We start from the raw sequence: 17,989 nt of genomic DNA on the forward strand, positions 1-17,989 counted from the left end.
AAGCGCAATGACGGACAGCCAGCAGCCCAATATCAGTAAGCCTATCAGTTTTGATGTGATCATTGCGGGTGGTGCGATGGCGGGGGCAACATTAGCGCTCGCGTTGCAGCACCTCAGCCAAGGTAAGCTGAAGGTCGCCGTGATAGAGGCGTTTGCGACCGATCATTCTGCGCATCCTGGTTTTGATGCGCGCAGCATTGCGCTCTCCTACGGTACGGTACAGATTCTGCGGGAGTTACAACTTTGGCCGAGCCTACAGCCTTTTGCGACTCCGATTAAACATATCCATGTCTCGGATCAGTCTCATGCAGGGATGACGGATATTCACTGTGAGACGCTTGGGGTTAGTGCTCTAGGTTATGTGGTTGAACTGGCCGATGTGGGGCGCGTTTACGCCGAGCGCATGGCGCAGTGTTCTGCCATTCAACAATTTGTACCAAGCCGAGTGGTGAATATTACCCGTGAGCAAGAGTCGGTCACGGTCCAACTCGATACTAAAGAGACCTTGCAAGGTAAGCTGCTTGTGGCGGCAGATGGTGCGCTGTCGACGTGTTGCCAAGCGCTGGGCCTTGCGATGCAGGAGCACGATTTTGAACAAGTCGCGCTGATCGCCAATATCACCAGCGCGCAACCTCATGTAGGGCGAGCTTTTGAGCGTTTTACACCGCATGGCCCCGTTGCCTTGCTACCAATGAGCCAAGATCGCTTGTCTTTAGTTTGGTGTCTGCCACCAGAGCAAGTTGCGCACTGGCTGCATTGCAGCGAAGCTGAGTTCTTACAAGGCTTACAACAAGCCTTTGGTTGGCGGCTGGGCGCCTTGACCCATGCAGGTGAGAGAAGTGTTTATCCGCTGGTTTTGCGCTATCGTGAGCAAACGGTCTCCCACCGTTTTGCTATGGTGGGCAATGCGGCGCAAACCTTACACCCGATTGCAGGACAAGGTTTTAACCTTGGTATTCGTGATGTGGCGACTTTAGCCGAAGAGATTACGCGCAGCGACGATGCGGGTGAGTACGCGCTACTGCAGCGTTATTTTCAGCGTCGCCAAGCCGATCGCACGGCAACCATCAACCTGACTACAGGATTAGTACACACTTTCTCGAATGACTGGTTAGCGATGCGAATGGGGCGTAACCTTGGTCTAATGGCGATGGATAATTTGCCGTTATTGAAAGCTCCGTTATTGCGCCGCACTCTCGGCATAGTGAACCGTTAATAGGTAAAAGAATGATGCAAAGCGTTGATGTTGTAATTATCGGTGGCGGTATGGTCGGCCTAGCGTTAGCGGCGGCTCTGAAAGAGAGTGACCTACGCATTGCTGTGGTTGAGAACCAATTACCGGAAGAGGCGTTAAACCCGCTGCCGGATGTGCGCGTTTCTGCCTTGAGTCGCTCAAGTGAGATTGTGCTGCGTAATCTTAATGCTTGGGCGGGCATTGAAGCGCGCCGCGCTGCGCCCTACATCGCGATGGAAGTGTGGGAGCAAGATAGTTTTGCGCGGATTGAATTTAAAGCCAATGAGATGACGCAGCCTAATCTGGGACACATTGTTGAAAACCGAGTCATTCAGTTGGCGCTGTTAGAGCAAGTTCAGCAGCAAGCCAATGTGACACTGCATGTGCCTGCGACCTGTCAGAGCATCGTCGTGGGTGAAAGCGAAGCATGGCTAACCTTGAGTAATGGCCAAGCCTTGAGCGCAAAATTGGTCGTAGGGGCAGATGGTGCAAACTCTTGGCTGCGTCGACAAATGGATATTCCTTTGACTCATTGGGATTATGGACACAGTGCCTTGGTGGCCAATGTGCGTACCAGTGATCCGCACAATAAAGTCGCGCGGCAGATTTTTACTGCCCAAGGACCGTTAGCCTTTCTCCCCATGTCAGAGCCGCATATGAGTTCGATTGTGTGGTCGACAGAGCCTTCACGCGCTGAGGCTTTGCTCAATATGAATGATGCGCAGTTTAACAAAGCGCTGATCGCAGAATTCGATGCACGATTAGGCCGCTGTGAAGTAGTGGGCGAGCGGCAGGCTTTCCCACTTAAGATGCGTTATGCCCGTGATTTTGTTGCGCCTCGGGTTGCTCTCGTCGGGGATGCCGCACACACCATTCATCCGCTGGCAGGGCAGGGTGTGAATTTAGGTTTGCTGGATGCTGCCTGTTTGGCACAAGAGCTGCTGAGCTTATGGCAGCAAAATCGCGACATTGGTGATGAGCGTAATTTGCGCCACTATGAACGCTGGCGGAAAGCGGAAGCTGCCAAAATGATTGCGGCGATGCAAGGTTTCCGCGATCTGTTTGAGGGGGATAACCCTGCTAAGAAACTGATCCGTGGAATCGGCATGCGTCTGGTTGGTCAATTGCCGGGTGCCAAAGATGAAATCATGAAACGCGCCCTAGGCCTGAAGGGCGATCTGCCTGAGCTGGCGAAGCAGGTTTGGTTAGAGCGTGCCTACTGATTGAATAAAAAGTTGATCAAATAAAAAGGGTTGGCAGTGCCAACCCTTTTTACATTAAATCGTTTTACATTAAATCGAATGCGATTAAATGTTTGCTTGTTTATGCATAAGCGCAACGCAGTTTCATGATCTCTTGATTGACTTCTTTTACGGTCTGATAGTGGCGCTGTTCGGCTTTCTCTGGCAGCTTTAACTTGCCATTATCGAACTCGAATTTACCGACGCCAAAGATATAAATCCTACCTTTAAACAGACGGCTCACGTGTTTAGCAATCATACCTGGTGTATAGCGCTTAAACAGTCTCATACTTCGATCCTTGCGTTGTTCTGGCACTGCTTAGTATAGAAAAACCTAAACAAAAATAGTGTGATAGGTTTGGTGGAATAAGCAGTACTTACTGATTATTTGGAATATCTGTGCAGTACGAATCAAAACTGCAGTCAAATATCCAGAATCGTGTGACCAAATTTACAAATTCTTCTGATGTTCTCAGCGGGTAACTTATGAACAGCCCGTATTAAGCCAGCCTCTTATGACACTTTAAAGAATAGTCGTAAAAATTCTGAACAGGCAAGTTGATTGTAAAATAATTGTAAAAAAATGCCCGCATTTGGGCGGGCGAATAGTCACAGATGCATTACACAAAAAGTGGATAACTCGAATGCTCAGTTAATTCACTTTCTGTTGACGAGAGAGTGAGCAAACTTGGGTGCTCATTGCTCTCCTCAACGGTTTATAGCCTAGAGGATTGTTTTGGTTTTGACTATTTATGTTTTTAATTTAATTTTAAATTCATAAATAAGTATTGGTTTGTTTGAAGAGACTCGCGTGAAGATGCAACGAACAATAGTGTGTTGCAGCGAAGCTGAGAAGGGAGCCTGATGAGGGAGAGTTTGAGCTGCCGATTCAGGCAGCTCAAGTCGGTTTCGATGAATGACCGCTATTCTTCACTGAGTGAATAGGGTAGCGGTTGAATATGCCAACGGGTGTCTGGTTGAGCAGCTAGACGCAGCTCGACATCGTGCTCAAGATCGTTGGGCAGGACGATCAAACCGATCGCTATTGAATCGGTAAAACGATAATGAGTCAGTAGTGCGCCCGCGCTACGCCAGTTTTCTCCGACAGCGCGTTCAAGAACCACTGGCTCATCTTGGCTCAGTGGCGCACTCAGATTACCTTTGACTATGTACATGGCGCGCTTATTGATGCCGCGATACTTGGCGCGTGCCACAGTCTCTTGCCCTGTGTAACAACCTTTAGTAAAACTGATACCGTCAACGGCTTGCACATTGAGTGCTTGCGGAATGTGTTCATTTTGAGCCGTTTGGGTAACGACAGGCACGGCCTCTTCAATATCCATGCGTGTCCACAGTGATTGCTCGACATGCAGTCCTTGCCAAGCATTGACGTATTGCTCCGCCTGTTCGGCATTCACCAACAGCAGCCAGCGCTTTGGACTCATACGCACGGCTGTACCGCCTGCGATACGGCGTACATCGCCAGTCGTTTCACTCACGCTATCAATCCAAGCGTCGGCTTGACTACCCATCACACCTAGAGCGATATCGCTGCTTTCGGCAATCGTCACTTTAGAGAAGATGGCGTATTTCTTCAGCTCGCGCAGTTCGACTTCCATCGCCGATTGCGGTTGAAACATCGCGTAGCCATCGTGATGATGAAACAAGCGAAATACCGACCATACCTTACCTTTGGCATCACAGTGTGCACCAAAGGTGACTTGCTGCTCTTGCAAAGAAACCACATTGCAGGTGACTTGGCCTTGCAGATACGCTTTTTTATCGGCACCGACCAGCGTGATGGTTCCCCATCCAGTGAGATGCGTGAGCATCAGTTCAGGGAGAGGATCGTGAGAAGAAAGATTGAGTACTGAAAAACGATTTTGCCAGTCCATGTTGTTCACCACTGAGGAAAAAAGTCTCGCTATGTTAATCTGGATCAACTTTTTTGTCAGCTTGAACAGGGACTGTGACTGAGTTACTAGTTGTCTGTCTGCACCCTTGTTACACTCCGAATCAAACAAAAACCATAAGGTGAGGAATACTGATGTACACCGCTGAACAAAAAGCGCGAATCAAATGGGCATGCCGTCGTGGTATGTTGGAGCTTGATGTGGTCATCATGCCATTTTTCGAAGAGTGTTTTGATTCACTGACCGAGTCTGAGCAGGACGACTTTGTGGCTTTACTGGAAAGTGACGACCCTGATCTGTTTGCTTGGGTGATGGGACATGGCCGCTGTGAGAATTTAGGCCTTGCTGCGATGGTGGATAAGATTGTCGCTCATAACCTCAGCAAAGTCCGTTAAGCTTCTGTTTATCCCTTCCTTTTACGCTCAGATCATCGCGCTGCTGATTATGCTGTTGATGCTCTGGGCGTTATTCGTTTCTTCTATTCCCTTGGTGTTGGTGCCCTATTTTGCCGCTTGGATCTGGCGTGGTCATCTCCACAGCCAATGGATGCCGGCGAGTTTGGTCGGCAATGTGGAACTCACCTTTGCTGGTGTATTCGAGCAAGAGGGGCGGCGTGAAACCTTTCATTCGGTACATACGCTTTATGCTCCGCTGTTTATCTGCTTACAAGGGCAGGGCAAGCGTTGGTTTATCTGGCGTGATAGCTGCGATGAAGCCACCTATCGGCAATTGTTAGTGCGATTAAAGCGGGAGCTCAATGGCTCCCGTGATCGTGCGCAGATCTCTTGATTGCTGTTGCGAGCGGAGAGAGCGTTATTTTTCCGGCACAAGAATCGTTGGGCCACTCTCTGCCAGTTGATCTGGATAGTCCAACGTGTAGTGTAAGCCGCGACTTTCTTTGCGTTGCATCGCGCAACGCACCATCAATTCAGCGACTTGCAGTAAGTTACGCATCTCAAGGAGGTTGTTTGACACACGGAAGTTGCTGTAATACTCGTGGGTTTCCTGTTGCAGTAGCTGAATGCGGCGCATTGCTCGTTCCAAACGCTTGTTGGTGCGCACGATTCCCATGTAGTCCCACATAAAGAGGCGCAGTTCGTGCCAGTTATGCTGCAAAACCACTTCCTCATCAGAACAGGTGACTTGGCTTTCATCCCAAGCTGGGAGTGACTCTGGCATGCTCGCGTTGGGCAACTGAGCAATGATGTCTTGTGACGCTGACCATGCGTATACCACGCATTCTAGAAGAGAGTTGGATGCCATACGGTTTGCGCCGTGTAAGCCGGTGTAGCTTACTTCGCCGATCGCATACAACTGCTTAAGATCCGTTTGGCCTTGCGGATTCACCATCACGCCACCACACGTATAGTGCGCCGCAGGAACGATGGGGATCGGTTCTTTGGTCATATCAATGCCCAAATCCATCAAGCGTGAATAAATGGTGGGGAAGTGTTTTTCGATAAAGTCAGCAGGCTTATGGCTGATGTCGAGATACATACAGTCCGCGCCTAAACGCTTCATTTCAAAGTCGATCGCGCGTGCCACGATATCACGCGGAGCCAGCTCAGCTCGTTCATCGAAATCCGGCATAAAGCGGCTGCCATCTGGGCGGCGCAAATAAGCGCCTTCACCACGCAGCGCTTCGGTAAGTAGGAAGTTACGTGCTTCTGGATGGTATAAACAGGTTGGGTGGAACTGGTTGAACTCTAGGTTGGCCACACGGCAGCCCGCACGCCACGCCATGGCAATGCCATCACCAGAAGAAACATCAGGGTTAGAGGTGTACTGATACACCTTAGATGCACCACCAGTTGCCAACACCACAAATTTGGCGCGAATCGTTTCTACGTGTTCATCATTTCGGTTCCACACATAAGCTCCAACGACTTTGTTGGCATCACCGCCGATTTTATCTGCAGTGATTAGATCCAGCGCATTATGTCTTTCTAATACCGTAATGTTGGGATGGTTGTGGGCGTTATCTTGCAACGAAGTCTGCATCGCCATCCCAGTGGCATCGGCAGCATGCAAAATGCGCCGATGGCTGTGGCCGCCTTCGCGAGTCAAGTGGTAGCGTGGGTGGTCGTTATCGCTATCCTCTTCTTTATCAAAAGGAACACCACCATCAATCAGCCACTGCACGCACTCTTTGGCGTGCTCAGCAATAAAGCGCACGGTTTGTTCATCACAAATTCCAGCACCTGCAATTAAGGTGTCCTGCACATGCGATTCAATACTGTCCGATTCATCAAAGACTGCCGCAATTCCGCCTTGTGCATAAAAAGTCGCACCTTCACTGCGCGGCCCTTTACTTAATACAATCACTTTTCCGTATTGAGCGACCTGTAAAGCAAGCGATAAGCCTGCTGCGCCACTTCCTATGACTAATACATCACATTGATGCTCTCGGTCTGCATTCATAAAATTGCCAATTCCCAAACTGTAGCGAGTCATCCAACTCGACATTTCTTTAAATTCCTCAAAGAGTTGTTTTCTTTAAAGGAAAAAAACACCGCATCGATTGAGCAGACATGCCACTGTGCACAATCAAGTGGCAAGAAATTATCGAAAAATTCGGATCGTTGATACGGTGTAAGTCCTGCTATTATCATCGCGCTAAATGCAATAGTTTGTAAATCTTATTGTCATGTTAGCGGTTGCACTCTATTAATCCGCTGCATTCACCACTATATAAAGAGTGAAGCGCACGTGATGTATGGGGAATACCTATCTACGCGAGAGGCAAGGGGTGAAAATGCTGCCTTGATAAGGTTTTGAGTAAAATATTTCACCCAATAATGAACTTTCTCGATAATGCCGAGTCTCTAAAGGTGCTCATGCAAGTAATGGTGTCAATATTACAATTCGCATAATGAGTACCCATATCTGAGAAGGTAGGGGAATAACAATAGGAGTGACCGCTCGAATGAACGAGCAACTGACCGATCAAGTGTTGATTGAGCGAGTTCAGAATGGGGATAAGCAAGCATTTAACCTTTTGGTTTTGAGATATCAAAATAAAGTGTGCAACCTTATTTCCCGGTATGTAAGCAATTCCGGTGATGTGGCTGATGTAGCGCAGGAAGCGTTTATTAAAGCGTATCGAGCCATTCCAACCTTTCGTGGTGAGAGTGCGTTTTACACTTGGCTGTATCGTATTGCTGTCAATACTGCGAAAAATCACATTGTTGCGCAAAGCCGACGCCCACCCGCAAGTGATGTTGATGCTGAAGAAGCTGAATTCTATGAAGGTGGTGACGCATTAAAAGAATTATCGAACCCGGAGAACATTACGTTGTCCAAAGAGCTGAAGAAGACCGTGTTCGATGCAATTGATGCGTTACCGGATGATTTAAAAACGGCAATGACGTTGCGCGAGCTTGATGGCTTGAGTTACGAGGAAATCGCGGAAGTGATGGATTGCCCTGTAGGTACAGTGCGTTCACGAATTTTCCGTGCTCGTGAAGCGGTAGAGAAGAAAATTAAACCTCTTCTGTAACGCAAATTCCCTAATGACTATGGTGAATAGAATGGCTGACAAAGAAAAACTTTCAGCACTCATGGATGGCGAGATGATCGACAATGAGCTGATTTTAGGATTGGCTCAGGATCAAGATGCACGTGACACGTGGAAAAACTATCATCTGATCGGTGATGTACTCCGTGGTGATGCACCGATACACAAGGAGTGGAATATCGCTGAAAGTGTCGCCTTGGCGCTGGAAAATGAGCCTGCGCACAATCCGTTGCATCACTCAACGAAGGTGATCGACTTACAACAAGCAAGACTGGAAGCTCAGCCCAAACCGCAACAGGCTAAGCGCCAGCTGCCCGCTTGGTTGTCTCAGTTTGGTCAAGTTGGTATCGCCGCTTGTGTCTCTTTGGCGGTTATTTTCGGCGTACAACAGTATGGCGGACAAAGTTCAGGTGTGGAAAATGAACTGCCTGTGCTGCAAACCATTCCTCTTGCTGGAAGCGCTGAGCCAGTGAGTTTGACTCGTGATTCGGTGGAAAAGCATGCGCCAGACAGCAGCATGCAAGAGCAACGTCGCCGCGTAAACGCCTTGCTGCAGGACTACGAACTGCAATTACGCCTAAACAGTGAGAATAGTGCTTCTCACCAACACCCAGTTGAATCGGTTGTGGAATGAAGAAATTTTTGATCAGTGCGCTGACGCTGTTCTGTGTAAATTCAACTGCCGCCTTTGCAGACGAAGAGCCTGCAGAGGCGTTGTTGTATCAGATGAATGAAGCCAGCCAACATCTCAATTACGAACTCTCATACATCTTGGTTAAGAAAAATAGCATTGAGCCATTGCTGTATCGTCATGCGCGACAAAATGATCAACAACTGGCGCATTTGGTGTATTTAAGCGGCCCTGTACGTGAAGTGATCCGCCGTGGTGATGAGGTGAGTTACATCGAGCCGGGTGTTGAACCTTTTACGATTGAATCGGGCAATATGGTGGCTCCTACCATCCCTATGCTGAATGCGGATGTTGCAGAGTTGAGCCGCTACTATGACTTCGTGAAAGTCGGGCGCGCCCGAGAAGCGGGGGCAGCGTGCCAAGTACTGCGCGTGGTCCCGAAAGATGGTTTACGTTACTCGTATGTTGTCTGGGTCGATGAAAAAAGCCATTTGCCTTTAAGGGCGGATTTGCTGGATCGCGATGGCGAAGTGCTTGAGCAGTATCGCACCATTTCATTTTCGGTCAGCGAGCGTTTGGCCGAAATCATGGCAGGGCTAAACAAGGTGCAACTGCCTGAAGTCCTTAAGTTGCCAAAAGGCAGTGTGCAAGAGACCTTCTGGCAAGTCACTTGGGTTCCGGATGGTTTTCAAGCCATGGAGCTGAATCGTTATCGTATGGCAATGACAGAGCGTTTGGTGGAAAGCCAGATGTATTCGGACGGCCTGTTTAATTTCTCAGTGTATGTCTCTGCCAGTGATAACTACTCACTCAAAGGTCAGTTGGTTCGACAAGGCCGCCGTACTTTGCACAGTGTCGTCAAAGGTGAGAATGAAATTTCGGTAGTGGGCGATATTCCTCCTGCGACTGCGCAACGTATCGCTCAATCGGTGATGTTTGGTGTGGGTGGAGTGAAAGCGCAATGATGACGGCATTGGCTACGGTGACCAAAGTGGTACCCGCTCAACAAGGATTTCAAGTGACGCTGAGTTGTGAACAGCAAACCAGTTGCAGCAGTTGCCAATCCTCGAAAAGCTGCGGTACGGGCATTGTCTCTAAAGCGTTCGGTAATAAAACGTTATTCTGGCGTTTACACACCTTACAAGCTCTAGAAGCGGGTGAGGTGGTCGAGATTGGCTTGCCGGAAAAGAGCGTGCTGCAGTCGGCGGCTCTTGTCTATTTATTACCGCTGTTTTTCATGATGCTGGGTGCATGGCTTGGCAATCAATGGCTGGCCCCTATGTTGGGTTTTGGAGAAGGGATAGTGATCCTTACTGCACTGCTGTTTATTGCGCTCGGTGTCTGGGTTGCCAAACATTATGCGAAAGTGCTGGAGCTACGCTCTCAGCAGCAAGTGGTTTTGTTACGAAAGCTGGGTATCCCGGTTGCCTAAATTATGATGCGAACCCCAACGAAATTGGGTAGAATCGCCCAACTTGAATGAATGGCCGCCAACGCGGCTTTTCTATGTCCTTATTATTTAAGAGTTTAGTCATCCCAAACCTATGAAGCACATTCGTAACTTTTCGATTATCGCCCACATTGACCATGGTAAATCGACTCTATCTGACCGTTTAATCCAAGTCTGTGGCGGCTTGAGCGATCGTGAAATGGCCGAGCAAGTTCTTGATTCTATGGATCTGGAACGTGAGCGTGGTATCACCATTAAAGCGCAGAGTGTGACTCTCGACTATACAGCGAAAGATGGCCAAACCTATCAACTGAACTTTATCGACACCCCTGGACACGTTGACTTCGCGTACGAAGTATCACGTTCATTGGCGGCGTGTGAAGGCGCATTGTTGGTGGTGGATGCTGGGCAAGGTGTGGAAGCGCAGACCCTAGCCAACTGCTATACCGCGATCGAAATGGATCTGGAAGTGGTGCCAATTCTGAACAAGATTGATCTCCCTGCGGCAGAGCCTGAGCGTGTGGCGGAAGAGATTGAAGATATCGTCGGTATCGATGCGATTGATGCAGTGCGTTGTTCTGCAAAAACCGGTGTTGGTGTTGATGATGTTCTAGAAAAGATCGTTTCTGCCATCCCGGCACCACAAGGCGATCCTGATGCACCATTGCAAGCGCTGATCATCGACTCATGGTTCGATAACTACCTAGGTGTGGTTTCTCTGGTTCGTATTAAAAACGGTAGCCTGAAGAAAAACGATAAGATCAAAGTGATGAGCACTGGCCAGGCTTGGGGTGTAGATCGCTTAGGTATTTTCACGCCAAAACAAGTGGATACTGATTCACTGAATACTGGTGAAGTAGGCTGGGTGGTGTGTGGTATCAAAGACATCATGGGCGCACCTGTGGGTGATACCCTGACCTTAGCGAAGAACGGTTGTGAAAAAGCGCTGCCGGGCTTTAAAAAGGTGAAACCTCAAGTGTATGCGGGCTTGTTCCCCGTCTCTTCCGATGATTATGACAATTTCCGTGATGCGCTGGGTAAGCTGAGCCTCAACGACGCCTCGTTGTTCTATGAGCCAGAAACCTCGGCAGCACTCGGCTTTGGTTTCCGTTGTGGCTTCCTTGGTATGCTACACATGGAGATCATCCAAGAGCGTCTAGAGCGCGAATACGATCTCGATCTCATCACCACGGCACCAACCGTAGTGTATGAAGTGCTCAAAACCAACAAAGAGATTGTCTACGTTGATAGCCCAGCGAAACTGCCTGCTATCAATGATATCGAAGAGATCCGCGAGCCTATCGCGCGTTGTAACATTCTGGTTCCTGCTGATTATCTAGGTAACGTGATTACCCTGTGTATCGAGAAACGGGGTTGTCAGGTGGACATGGTTTATCACGGTAACCAAGTTGCGCTGACTTACGATATCCCGATGGCCGAAGTCGTTCTGGATTTCTTTGACCGTCTGAAATCGACCTCTCGTGGTTACGCGTCACTGGATTACGGTTTCCAGCGCTTTGAAATGTCGTACATGGTACGTGTGGATGTGCTGCTCAACGGCGACAAAGTGGACGCCTTGGCGATCATTACCCACCGCGATAACTCGCAAACCCGCGGTCGTCAATTGGTTGAGAAGATGAAAGAATTCATTCCTCGCCAGATGTTCGATATCGCGATCCAAGCTGCTATTGGTAACCACATCATTGCGCGCTCGACCGTGAAGCAGTTACGTAAAAACGTACTGGCGAAGTGTTACGGTGGTGACGTGAGCCGTAAGAAGAAACTGCTGAAGAAGCAGAAAGAAGGTAAGAAACGGATGAAGCAGATCGGTAACGTTGAGCTGCCACAAGAAGCGTTCCTTGCCATTTTGCATGTCGGCAAAGACTAATTTCTTTGCTGGCTTCAGACTTATTGGTTTTACACATGAGTGAAAGGGTTTCGGCTCTTTCACTTTCGTATTTTTTAGATAAGGGAAGTCAATGGCGAACTCATTCTCACTGATTCTGGTGATCGTAACTTTGGTCACAGGTATCGTCTGGACACTGGAAAAGCTGGTGTGGGCGAAAAGGCGCCAACAGAAACAGGCTCATTTACAGGCAAAAACACCAGAAATGCCGGCCTCAGCACTGGATAAAGTCGCGGCTCAACCGTGGTGGATTGAAAACAGTGTCTCGATTTTCCCTGTAATTGCTTTTGTGCTGGTGTTGCGTTCGTTCATTTATGAACCGTTCCAAATTCCATCCGGTTCGATGATGCCGACTCTGCTGGTTGGGGATTTTATTCTGGTTGAAAAATACGCTTACGGCTTGAAAGACCCCGTATGGCGCACTCAATTGGTTGAAACGGGTAAACCTGAGCGTGGTGACATTGTGGTGTTCAAATACCCAGTAAATCCTGATATTGACTACATCAAGCGTGTGGTGGGTATGCCCGGGGATACCGTACGCTACAGTGCGGGTAAAGAGCTGTGTATTCAGCACCAAGGCGAAAGCGAATGCCAAGCAGTTAAACTCTCTAACGTGCAAGAGAGCGAGTTTTACCAAAATGAGATCCCACTGATCGAGTTAAATGAACAATTAGGCAAGATCGAGCACAATATTTTGGTTAACCCATTGAGCATTGATAACGTGGCGAATTATCGCCCACGCAGTGGCGTGAATGAATGGGTTGTACCACAAGGGCACTATTTTGTGATGGGTGATAACCGTGACAACAGTGCTGACAGCCGTTTCTGGGGCTTTGTGCCAGAGCAGAATCTGGTCGGAAAAGCTGTGGCTATCTGGATCAGTTTCGAGTTTGAACGCGCTGAAGACAGCGTACTTCCACGCTGGATTCCTACCGGAGTACGATTCAATCGTGTTGGTGGGATCCACTAAGCCTGCATGAGCTGGCAATAACGTTGAGATTATGACACCTCCAATGAATAAATTAACAAGTAAGCTCGGTTATACCTTTAAGGAAGCTGAGCTGCTTAATCTGGCGCTGACACACCGCAGCGCCAATGGTAAGCACAATGAACGTCTTGAGTTTCTGGGCGATTCAATTTTAAGTTTTGTCATTGCTGATGAGCTCTATCGCCGCTTCCCGAAAGTGAATGAGGGTGATATGAGCCGTATGCGTGCCACCTTAGTACGTGGTAACACGTTGGCGGAGCTGGGTCGTGAATTCGATCTGGGAGATTACTTAAAATTAGGTCCAGGTGAGTTGAAAAGCGGTGGTTTCCGCCGTGACTCGATTCTGGCCGATGCCGTAGAAGCCATCATTGGTGCGATCTACCTCGATAGTGATTTAGAAACCGCGCGCCGCATTGTGCTGGAGTGGTATCAATGTCGACTTGAGGAGATCAAACCGGGCGCATCACAAAAAGACCCGAAAACTCGTTTACAAGAGTTTTTGCAAGGCAGAAGAAAACCGCTGCCCGTCTACACTGTGACTAATATTAAAGGTGAAGCGCACAACCAAGAATTTACGGTTGCGTGTGAAGTTGCAGGTATGGACACACCTGTGATCGGTAAAGGCACCAGCCGCCGCAAGGCAGAGCAAGCGGCTGCAGAAACGGCTCTGGAGCAATTAACTCATGGCTGATCAAGAATTTGATATCGATGCATACTTTGCTTCTCGCAGCGAAGGCCAAACGGCGACATCGACACCAGAGGACCAACACTGCGGTTTTGTCGCGATTGTCGGTCGTCCAAACGTGGGTAAATCGACCCTGCTCAATAACCTGTTAGGGCAGAAAATCTCGATTACTTCGCGTAAACCGCAAACCACTCGCCACCGTATTATGGGTGTTGAGACAGAAGGCAAGTATCAAGCCATTTACGTGGATACCCCAGGATTGCACATTGAAGAAAAACGCGCCATCAACCGTTTGATGAACCGCGCGGCATCAAGCTCGCTGAGTGATGTCAACTTAGTGCTGTTTGTGGTGGAAGGCACTCACTGGACCGCCGATGACGAGATGGTGTTCAACAAGCTGCAAAAAGCCAACTTCCCAGTGGTACTTTGTGTGAACAAGGTCGATCAGGTCAAAGATCGTAACGAAGTGATGCTGCACATGCTGGAGCTTTCTAAGCGCATGCCGTTTGTCGATATCGTCCCGATTTCTGCTAAACAGGGGAAAAACACCGATGTGCTGAAAAAGCATGTTCGTGATCATTTACCGAAAGCCGTGCACCATTTTCCTGAAGAGTATGTGACGGATCGTTCACAGCGCTTTATGGCCTCTGAAATCGTGCGTGAAAAGCTGATGCGTTTTACGGGTGAAGAGCTGCCGTATTCGGTGACTGTTGAAATCGAGCGTTTCGATTACAACCCAGATACCGATGGTTTCCACATCAACGCCCTGATTTTGGTTGAGCGTATTGGCCAGAAGAAAATGGTGATTGGTAAAAACGGCGAGAAGATTAAAACCATCGGCCGCGAAGCGCGTCTCGATATGGAAGAGCTGTTTGGCCGCAAAGTCTACCTAGAGACTTGGGTGAAAGTGAAATCTGGTTGGGCAGATGATGAGCGCGCCCTGCGTTCACTCGGCTATATCGACGATCTCTAAACACGAGAGGTGGCAACGGGGTTGCCACCTTTTTCATTTCTACCTTCAACTGCATGATAGAAAGGGAAAATGTCAGACGGACTGCAACGCTGTTTTGTTCTGCACCGCCGCCCTTACAGTGAATCGAGCTTAATTCTCGATGTGTTCAGTGAGGAGTACGGGCGAGTCAGCTTGATGGCCAAAGGCGCGCGCGGAAAACGCTCCAACCTCAAAGGTGCGCTGCAACCTTTCACTCCTTTACTGCTGAAATGGTCGGGCAATGGCTCGATGAAAACTTTGCGCCAAGCCGAACCGATTAGCCTCGGCTTACCGCTTTCCGGCGTTTATCTCTATTCGGCGATGTACATCAATGAGCTGGTGGATAGAGTGCTCATGCCCGAAGTCGCCAGCCCCGGGCTATTCCATGATTATCTGTTTGCGCTCACTGAACTGGCGCAAAGCACCAATCCTGAGCCCGCGTTGCGCCGCTTTGAACTCGCCTTACTTGCCGCGATGGGGTACGGCGTGGATTTTCTACATTGTGCGGGCACTGGCGAGCCAGTTTCACCAGACATGACCTATCGCTATCGTGAGCAAAAAGGCTTTATTGCCTCAGTACGCCGCGATAATCTCACCTTTCTCGGTAACGAGCTCATTGCAATCAGTGAACGGCGTTTTACCAGCAAAGAGCAACTGCAAGCGGCAAAACGCTTTACACGTTTAGCCTTAAAGCCGTATCTTGGCGGCAAACCTTTAAAGAGTCGTGAGTTGTTTCGTCAAACAACTCTACCCAGAGCACGGAGTACAGAAGAATGAGCTCAATTTATCTTGGTGTGAATATCGATCACGTGGCGACTTTGCGTAACGCACGCGGCACACAATATCCCGATCCAGTGCATGCAGCGGAAATTGCTGAACGTGCGGGCGCGGATGGCATCACCATCCATCTGCGTGAAGATCGTCGTCACATCACAGATCGCGATGTCCGTATTTTGCGTGAAACGCTGCAAACGCGCATGAACCTTGAAATGGCGGTGACGGATGAGATGGTCGAGATTGCGCTGCAAACTCAGCCAGAATATGTCTGCTTGGTGCCGGAAAAACGTGAAGAGTTGACCACTGAAGGCGGTCTTGATGTGCTAGGTCAGTTGGAGCGTGTCAAAGCGGCAACGGAAAAACTCACTGCGGCTGGCATTAAAGTTTCTCTGTTTATCGATGCCGATCGTGAGCAAATTGATGCGGCCAAAGCCTGTGGCGCACCTTTTATTGAGCTGCATACCGGGCACTACTCCGATGCGAAAAGCGATGTCGATCAGCAAAATGAGCTGAAGAAAATTGCAGCTGCAGCGGCTTACGCACACGATTTGGGCATTACGGTGAATGCGGGTCATGGCTTGACCTACCACAACGTCGCTGCGATTGCGGCCATTCCTGAAATTTACGAGCTGAACATCGGCCATGCGATCATTGGTCGCGCGGTATTTGATGGTTTAACGAAAGCCGTCGCCGATATGAAAGCCATCATGGTTGCTGCGCGTCGTTAAGCCTATGATCGTTGGACTCGGAACGGATATTGCTGAAATCGAACGGGTTGAAAAAGCGTTGGCGCGCTCTGGCGAAAGCTTTGCGCGCCGCATTCTTAGTGATGTTGAATTTGAGCAATTTCAATCTCTGAAGCAACAAGCCCGATTTTTAGCTAAGCGTTTTGCAGCCAAAGAAGCGGCTTCTAAAGCATTGGGAACTGGTATTGCGCAAGGTGTTACTTTTCAAGACTTTACTATCAGCAATAATGAACTCGGTAAACCGCTCTTAGCTTTAAATGGTAAAGCGGCTCAACTTGCCACTCAGCTTGGGGTGTGCTCTATTCACCTTTCCATTTCCGACGAACGCCATTATGCAATGGCGACTGTGATCCTTGAACGCCGTTAATGCGGCGTTCATGCTTTGGTTCATTTCAAATCTTTCATTTTCTGACTATATTTCCCTTATGTGCTTAATTTTTTCCAACGGAAGAATGAGTTTTCTGACTCTTTGCACCCAACGCGTATTTTTGTATCACCAATCACTAAAATGAAAGATATTGGGTGATGTCATTAATCATCAATGACGATCGACATGGAGAATATTTCACTTGGCGTGCAGGTTGGCGCTGTGGTGGAAATCGCGCTTGCTTAGGGATAACCCAATGATACGAAGCCTTTTTCAAACCCGCCTGATGAGCGGTGTTGTCGGTCTATTAGCCATGACGAGCGGTGCTGCCTTAGCGGCCGACTGGAGCGTCTCTGGTTATGGTTCGATTGGTTATAGCTATGAAAATGAAGAGAATCTCGGTTTCCTGCGCAACATCGCTCAGCCAGATGAGTATCAACGCAACGGATCGTTTAAGCCAGATAGCAATATCGGAGTGCAGTTTGATCTACAGTTAGATCCACAATGGTCGGTGACCACTCAGTGGGTAATGAAAGAGCGAGTCGAGCAGCGCTTCGATGATATTACTGAGCTGGCTTTTGCGCGTTATACGCCGGATGAAAATTGGGATATTCGTCTAGGACGCCTTGGGCTTAACGCCTATATCGCCGCTGATAGCCGACGGATTGACTACGCCCACCTTTGGTTGCGCCCTCCCCAAGAGTTTTACGGCGGCATTTTCTATGATGCCATCGATGGAATTGATGTCACTTATCGCAGCCAATGGGATGAGATCACTTGGTCGTTGGGTGCGCAATACGGCCGAATTAAACAGAAACTGCAAAATACCGCTTCCAGCGAAATTTCTGCCACGCAATCCGATCAAACATTAGCTTTGGTGTTGTCACTCGAACAAGATCGTTGGTTTGGGCGTCTCTCCTATGTGCATGTCGGGCAGTTGAAGGTGGATCTAGACGGTAATTCTTTACTGGGTATTCAAGTCGTCAATCAACTGGCGCAAGCTGGACTTGGACCGATCAGCGCTGAAGCAGCGCAGTTAATTGAGCAAATCAACCTTCGAGAAGAAACTATTGAATATTGGCAGTTGGGCTTTGGCTATCGAGGAGAGCAGTGGTCACTCCAATCAGAAATTTATACCATCCTAGGTGAGAAAGCCGTAGTTCCAGAAGGGGTGGGTGGTTACGCTATGGCTGGATATACCGTAGGTAGTGTCACGCCTTATGCTATCTATGGTCGGTTTAATCCGAAAAATGCCCCTTACCAAGCGCTGTCAGATTGGGGATTATCCCCTGTTAATGGCGCGCAGTTAGCAGAGGTACAAAAATGGTTGATTGGTGGCATTAATTCCACTTACATCGATCAGCAGACGTTTTCGCTCGGAGTCCGCTGGGACGTCACTGCTCAGATAGCCTTGAAAGCACAATATGATTACATCCAGATTGCCGATAATGGCTATGGATTATGGGCCATTCCTTTAGACGCTGATTTGCAGGGTCGGGATGTGCAGCTGTTTTCTATCAGCGTTAACTTTGTGTTTTAGGAG

General features: G+C 48.8%; 19 protein-coding genes. 16 read left to right on the top strand and 3 right to left on the bottom strand.

The genetic code is table 11. The annotated features are described in order from the left end of the window. Window positions 1-7: 7 nt before the first annotated feature. Both ubiH and R4537_RS07615 read left to right on the top strand, forming a co-directional pair. Window positions 8-1,216: a 2-octaprenyl-6-methoxyphenyl hydroxylase gene (gene ubiH, locus R4537_RS07610; RefSeq protein WP_071178213.1), complete on the top strand. Its 1,209-nt coding sequence runs from the start codon at window positions 8-10 to the stop codon at window positions 1,214-1,216. Between the two features lie 11 nt (window positions 1,217-1,227). Next, window positions 1,228-2,457, top strand: coding sequence for an FAD-dependent 2-octaprenylphenol hydroxylase (locus tag R4537_RS07615; protein WP_071178212.1), 1,230 nt, complete (start codon window positions 1,228-1,230; stop codon window positions 2,455-2,457). A gap of 100 nt (window positions 2,458-2,557) precedes the next feature. Here R4537_RS07615 and R4537_RS07620 read toward each other — a convergent pair whose 3' ends face one another. Together R4537_RS07620 and ygfZ are read right to left on the bottom strand one after the other, a co-directional pair. After that, window positions 2,558-2,764 (bottom strand): DUF1107 domain-containing protein, encoded by a 207-nt coding sequence (locus tag R4537_RS07620; RefSeq protein WP_001235991.1) that lies wholly within the window; start codon window positions 2,762-2,764, stop codon window positions 2,558-2,560. A gap of 634 nt (window positions 2,765-3,398) precedes the next feature. Next, the gene (gene ygfZ / locus R4537_RS07625; protein ID WP_057551661.1) at window positions 3,399-4,370 is read right to left on the bottom strand and encodes a tRNA-modifying protein YgfZ; all 972 of its coding nucleotides are present in this window, start codon (window positions 4,368-4,370) and stop codon (window positions 3,399-3,401) included. Between the two features lie 152 nt (window positions 4,371-4,522). On the opposite strand from ygfZ, the gene R4537_RS07630 reads away from it, so the two are divergent. Together R4537_RS07630 and R4537_RS07635 are read left to right on the top strand one after the other, a co-directional pair. Beyond that, a complete protein-coding gene (locus R4537_RS07630; protein WP_000287742.1) occupies window positions 4,523-4,783 on the top strand; it encodes an FAD assembly factor SdhE in 261 nt (86 codons plus the stop codon). A gap of 49 nt (window positions 4,784-4,832) precedes the next feature. Further along, complete coding sequence (locus R4537_RS07635) at window positions 4,833-5,177, top strand: hypothetical protein (protein WP_000925738.1); 345 nt, start codon at window positions 4,833-4,835, stop codon at window positions 5,175-5,177. Window positions 5,178-5,201: 24 nt separating this feature from the next. Here the strand turns inward: R4537_RS07635 and nadB are convergent, their stop codons facing one another. Then, entirely contained in the window at window positions 5,202-6,809 is a 1,608-nt protein-coding gene (nadB, locus tag R4537_RS07640) for an L-aspartate oxidase (RefSeq protein ID WP_001925916.1), read from the bottom strand. Between the two features lie 505 nt (window positions 6,810-7,314). Between nadB and rpoE the strand changes: the two genes are divergently transcribed. The 12 genes from rpoE to R4537_RS07700 all read left to right on the top strand — a co-directional run bounded on the left by rpoE (window position 7,315) and on the right by R4537_RS07700 (window position 17,986). Continuing rightward, on the top strand, window positions 7,315-7,887 hold the full coding sequence (gene rpoE, locus R4537_RS07645; protein ID WP_001005346.1) for an RNA polymerase sigma factor RpoE: 573 nt from the start codon (window positions 7,315-7,317) through the stop codon (window positions 7,885-7,887). A 31-nt stretch (window positions 7,888-7,918) separates the two neighbouring features. Next, window positions 7,919-8,539, top strand: coding sequence for a sigma-E factor negative regulatory protein (locus R4537_RS07650; protein ID WP_071178211.1), 621 nt, complete (start codon window positions 7,919-7,921; stop codon window positions 8,537-8,539). Then, window positions 8,536-9,501: a sigma-E factor regulatory protein RseB gene (gene rseB / locus R4537_RS07655; RefSeq protein ID WP_071178210.1), complete on the top strand. Its 966-nt coding sequence runs from the start codon at window positions 8,536-8,538 to the stop codon at window positions 9,499-9,501. Before R4537_RS07650 ends, rseB begins: the two co-directional genes overlap by 4 nt. Continuing rightward, complete coding sequence (locus tag R4537_RS07660; RefSeq protein ID WP_071178209.1) at window positions 9,498-9,968, top strand: SoxR reducing system RseC family protein; 471 nt, start codon at window positions 9,498-9,500, stop codon at window positions 9,966-9,968. The genes rseB and R4537_RS07660 overlap by 4 nt, the downstream gene beginning before the upstream one ends. 112 nt (window positions 9,969-10,080) lie before the next feature. Further along, a complete protein-coding gene (gene lepA / locus R4537_RS07665; RefSeq protein WP_029628465.1) occupies window positions 10,081-11,874 on the top strand; it encodes a translation elongation factor 4 in 1,794 nt (597 codons plus the stop codon). 91 nt (window positions 11,875-11,965) lie between these two features. Next, complete coding sequence (gene lepB, locus R4537_RS07670) at window positions 11,966-12,862, top strand: signal peptidase I (RefSeq protein ID WP_071178208.1); 897 nt, start codon at window positions 11,966-11,968, stop codon at window positions 12,860-12,862. Between the two features lie 31 nt (window positions 12,863-12,893). Continuing rightward, window positions 12,894-13,571 carry a ribonuclease III gene (gene rnc / locus R4537_RS07675; RefSeq protein ID WP_029628467.1) on the top strand — a complete coding sequence of 226 codons (678 nt, stop codon included), beginning with the start codon at window positions 12,894-12,896 and terminating at the stop codon, window positions 13,569-13,571. Then, complete coding sequence (gene era, locus R4537_RS07680; RefSeq protein ID WP_000774937.1) at window positions 13,564-14,538, top strand: GTPase Era; 975 nt, start codon at window positions 13,564-13,566, stop codon at window positions 14,536-14,538. The genes rnc and era overlap by 8 nt, the downstream gene beginning before the upstream one ends. 69 nt (window positions 14,539-14,607) lie before the next feature. Then, entirely contained in the window at window positions 14,608-15,333 is a 726-nt protein-coding gene (gene recO, locus R4537_RS07685; protein WP_001279487.1) for a DNA repair protein RecO, read from the top strand. Next, entirely contained in the window at window positions 15,330-16,061 is a 732-nt protein-coding gene (gene pdxJ, locus R4537_RS07690) for a pyridoxine 5'-phosphate synthase (RefSeq protein WP_000095366.1), read from the top strand. The genes recO and pdxJ overlap by 4 nt, the downstream gene beginning before the upstream one ends. Before the next feature lie 4 nt (window positions 16,062-16,065). After that, window positions 16,066-16,446 carry a holo-ACP synthase gene (acpS, locus tag R4537_RS07695; protein WP_000635074.1) on the top strand — a complete coding sequence of 127 codons (381 nt, stop codon included), beginning with the start codon at window positions 16,066-16,068 and terminating at the stop codon, window positions 16,444-16,446. A gap of 256 nt (window positions 16,447-16,702) precedes the next feature. Then, window positions 16,703-17,986, top strand: coding sequence for a hypothetical protein (locus R4537_RS07700; RefSeq protein ID WP_071178207.1), 1,284 nt, complete (start codon window positions 16,703-16,705; stop codon window positions 17,984-17,986). Window positions 17,987-17,989 lie beyond the last annotated feature (3 nt).

Source organism: Vibrio paracholerae, from assembly GCF_037672085.1.
Classification (GTDB): Bacteria; Pseudomonadota; Gammaproteobacteria; order Enterobacterales; family Vibrionaceae; genus Vibrio; species Vibrio cholerae.